This is a genomic window from Streptomyces sp. SM1 (genome assembly GCF_002910825.1).
Classification (GTDB): domain Bacteria; phylum Actinomycetota; class Actinomycetes; order Streptomycetales; family Streptomycetaceae; genus Streptomyces; species Streptomyces okerensis.
Map to the genome: position 1 here is coordinate 1 of NZ_NEUB01000085.1, position 4009 is coordinate 4009.

Consider the following 4009-nt stretch of genomic DNA (forward strand, 5'->3'; position numbering starts at 1 on the left):
CCCGCCACCACCCCGCCGGCCCTCCACGACACGCCCCCACGAGGACGCGGACCGGGGTGCACCCGGGAACGCGGGGCGGGACATTCCGGAGGACGGGGGCCGGGGGACCTCCGGGAACGGTCCGGGGGGTCCGGGCATCGGGGGCAGGAGCGCCCCGGAGGGCAGGGGTGTCACCGGGGACGCGGGTGACAGGGGGAGCGTGCGGGACGTGGGCCGGGGCGCTCCGGACGGGACGCCGGCCGGGCTGCCGCCGATGACCTTCGGTAGCTGGACGCCCTTTCCCGCCTCGGTGCCGGAGGAGCAGCGGGCCGCCACCGGTGGTGCCGCCCCCGTGTCCGCAGACGTGCCGCCACCCGCCGACCCCCGCATCGAACCGCGTCCCACGCCACCTTCCCGTGGCTACGTCGGATCCCGGACCCCGACCTACGACGCGGAGCCCACCGCCCTCCCCGAAGCCGACCCCGACGGACTGGACGGCCTGGTGCCGGACACCGTGCTGGACGGCGCCCGGTACGGTGCCTGCACCCTGCGGGCCGCCTCCGTGCGCGGGGACTCCGCGCGCTACCGGGGAGAACCCCGGCGCGACGCGCTGCTGACCGCGCGGTTCGGGACGGGCGAGCGGGCGCTGCTCCTCGTGGCACTCGCGACCGGCACCCGGACCGCGCCCGGGGCGCACCTGGCCGCCGCCGAGGCCTGCCGCTGGATCGGCGGTGCGGTGGGGCGCAGCCACGCCCGTCTCGTCGACGACATAAGGGCCGCCCGGCGCGGCGACCTCAAGTCGGGGCTGCACCGCCTCACCGACCGCACCCTCGGCAGGCTCCGGGCCGGCGCGGCCGAACAGGGTCTCGAACCCGACGCCTACACGGCCGGCCTGCGCTGTCTCCTGCTGCCCGCCGACCCCGAATGCCGCACCCGGGTCTTCTTCGGTGTCGGCCCCGGCGGTCTGTTCCGGCTGCGGGACGGTGAGTGGCAGGACATCGAGCCCGAGGTCGCCCAGGTCCGGGGCGAACCCGTGCTCTCCTTCGGCTCGCCGCCCGCCGAGACCCCCGCCGGTGACCGTCTCACCATGGACCTGGGCATCCCCGCACCCCCGAGCCCCTACGAGCCCGCCCCCGAACCACCCCGCGAGCCCTTCCGCTTCCGTACCTCGGTAGCCCGGCCGGGTGACACCCTGCTGTTGTGCGGCACCGGCCTCGCCGACCCGCTGCGGGGCGAGCGGGAACTCCGCGCCCACCTGGCCGAGCGGTGGTCCCGCCCCGGACCGCCCGGCCTCGCCGCCTTCCTCGCGGACACCCAGGTACGGGTCAAGGGGTACGCCGACGACCGTACGGCCGTCGCCGTTTGGGAGGCGTGAGCGCGCGCGGTATGACTTCATGGAACCCGTCAGGCATCTTCGGCACCGGAGGGGCAGACGGAACCCATGGCCAAACAGAACATCGCGGAACAGTTCGTCGACATCCTCACCCGCGCGGGCGTCAAACGCCTCTACGGTGTCGTCGGGGACAGTCTCAACCCGGTCGTCGACGCCGTGCGCCGCAACTCCGCCATCGACTGGATCCACGTCCGGCACGAGGAGACCGCCGCCTTCGCCGCCGGGGCCGAGGCACAGGTCACCGGCCGGCTGGCCGCCTGCGCCGGCTCCTGCGGCCCCGGCAACCTCCACCTGATCAACGGCCTCTACGACGCCCACCGTTCCATGGCCCCCGTCCTCGCCCTCGCCTCGCACATCCCCTCCAGCGAGATCGGCCTCGGCTACTTCCAGGAGACCCACCCCGACCAGCTGTTCCGCGAGTGCAGCCACTACAGCGAGATGATCTCCAGCCCGAAGCAGATGCCCCGGCTGCTGGACACCGCCATCCAGCACGCGGTCGGCCGCTCCGGTGTCAGCGTCGTCTCCCTCCCCGGCGACCTCGCCGACGAACCCGCCCCGGACCAGGCCCCCGAGACCGCGCTGGTCAGCTCGCGGCCCACCGTCCGCCCAGGCGACGAGGAGATCGACCGCCTCATCGACATGATCGACCGGGCCGGGAAGGTCACCCTGTTCTGCGGCGCCGGCACCAAGGGCGCGCACGCGGAGGTCATGGAGTTCGCCGGGAAGATCAAGGCGCCCGTCGGGCACGCCCTGCGCGGCAAGGAATGGATCCAGTACGACAATCCGTACGACGTCGGTATGAGCGGACTGCTCGGCTACGGCGCCGCCTACGAGGCCACCCACGAGTGCGATCTGCTGATCCTGCTCGGTACCGACTTCCCCTACAACGCCTTCCTCCCCGACGACGTGAAGATCGTCCAGGTCGACGTGCGGCCCGAGATCCTCGGCCGGCGCTCCAAACTGGACCTCGCGGTGTGGGGCGACGTGAAGGAGACGCTGCGCTGTCTCACCCCCCGGGTCCGCACCAAGGACAACCGCAAGTTCCTCGACCGGATGCTGAAGAAGCACGCGGAGGCGCTGGAAGGCGTGGTGAAGGCGTACACGCGGAAGGTGGAGAAGCATGTGCCGATCCACCCCGAGTACGTGGCGTCCGTACTGGACGAGATGGCCGACGACGACGCGGTGTTCACCGTCGACACCGGCATGTGCAATGTCTGGGCCGCCCGCTACATCTCGCCCAACGGCCGCCGCCGGGTGATCGGTTCCTTCTCCCACGGCTCGATGGCCAACGCGCTGCCGATGGCGATCGGGGCGCAGTTCACCGACCGGGGCCGGCAGGTCGTGTCGATGTCCGGCGACGGTGGATTCACCATGCTGATGGGCGACTTCCTCACCCTCGTGCAGTACGACCTGCCCGTGAAGGTGGTCCTGTTCAACAACTCGTCCCTCGGCATGGTGGAGTTGGAGATGCTGGTCGCGGGACTGCCCTCGTACGGCACCGGCCTGAAGAACCCCGACTTCGCCGCCGTCGCCCGTGCGTGCGGTGCCTACGGGGTGCGGGTGGAGAAGCCGAAGGACCTCGCCGGAGCGCTGAAGTCCGCGTTCAAGCACAAGGGCCCGGCCCTGGTCGACGTCGTCACCGACCCCGACGCGCTCTCCATCCCGCCGAAGATCAGCAAGGAGATGGTGACCGGCTTCGCCCTGTCCGCATCCAAGATCGTGCTGGACGGCGGGGTCGGCCGGATGGTGCAGATGGCCCGGTCCAATCTGCGCAACGTGCCCCGGCCGTGAGGGCGTTCACCCCGTGCGGGACCGCCAGCCGCGCGCGGTGGTGCCGTACTCGTAGTGCGGCAGGCCGCGGACGCCGCTGGTGCGGAACGGCCGGCCGTGGTCGTCGACGCGGACCGTTCCGGACCGGCCCTGCGAGGACCAGTCCAGCTCCAGGTACCAGCGGCAGTCGCAGCCCGTGGTCCGGGCGGTGACCCTCAGCATCTCCGGGTCGGCCGCGGAGACCCGGTAGGGCATCCGCACGGCCGGGATCGGCGTCCCCGCGTCGTTCCCGGCCACGGCACGGGCGATGGGCCGGTCCTTGTCCAGATCCACGTCGAAGTACCGCGGGGTGAGCGCGCCGCCGCAGCCCTGGTCCATGGCGTACGCGTTCCCCGGCGCGGGATCGGTGCGGCCGGCCACGCGGACCCGTAGCGCGGTGAGGACGACGGCCGTGTCGGACGTTCCCTGCACCGACAGCTCCACCAGCGTCTCGCCCCCGCGCACGGCCGACTGCGTCCCGGCCCAGGTGCCGGCGTCCTGCGGGGCCGGGGGCGGGGGGACCTGCTTCGGCGGCTTGGCGATGACGTAGTCGTGACCGCACCCGTGGGCCCAGACGTGGGAGTCGGCGGACCAGGTGAGGGGCGGGGACCCGGCGGGGGGCCGCGCCTTCGACTCCGGCGGGGAGGAAGCGGCGTGCTCCCGTCCGGGGGGAGCCGGGGCCGGGGCCTGCGCCCGGCGTCGTGGAGCGGGGGGTGGAGCCGGTGGCCGTGCGGGAGCCGGAGGGGGAAGGGGAGGGTGAGACGGTGCCACTCCGGTTCGTCGGGGTGGGGCCGGTCGTCGCGGAGGCGCTCGTGGGCCCGCCGGGAG

The 4009-nt window shown here is 73.2% G+C and carries 3 protein-coding genes; 2 read left to right on the forward strand and 1 reads right to left on the reverse strand.

Features of this window, described 5'->3' with window-relative positions:
• The first annotated feature begins 82 nt into the window (after positions 1-82).
• Positions 83-1354, forward strand: coding sequence for a protein phosphatase 2C domain-containing protein (locus tag B9S61_RS01900; protein ID WP_258039505.1), 1272 nt, complete (start codon positions 83-85; stop codon positions 1352-1354).
• A gap of 66 nt (positions 1355-1420) precedes the next feature.
• Complete coding sequence (locus B9S61_RS01905; protein ID WP_103540623.1) at positions 1421-3163, forward strand: pyruvate dehydrogenase; 1743 nt, start codon at positions 1421-1423, stop codon at positions 3161-3163.
• Between the two features lie 6 nt (positions 3164-3169).
• Here the strand turns inward: B9S61_RS01905 and B9S61_RS01910 are convergent, their stop codons facing one another.
• Positions 3170-3646, reverse strand: a complete 477-nt coding sequence (locus B9S61_RS01910) for a hypothetical protein (RefSeq protein ID WP_360506341.1) — start codon at positions 3644-3646, stop codon at positions 3170-3172.
• Positions 3647-4009: the final 363 nt, after the last annotated feature.

Coding starts and splice junctions, on each gene's coding strand:
- B9S61_RS01905 (WP_103540623.1), top strand. CDS start 1,421: ATGGCCAAACAGAACATCGCGGAACAGTTCGTCGACATCCTCACCCGC.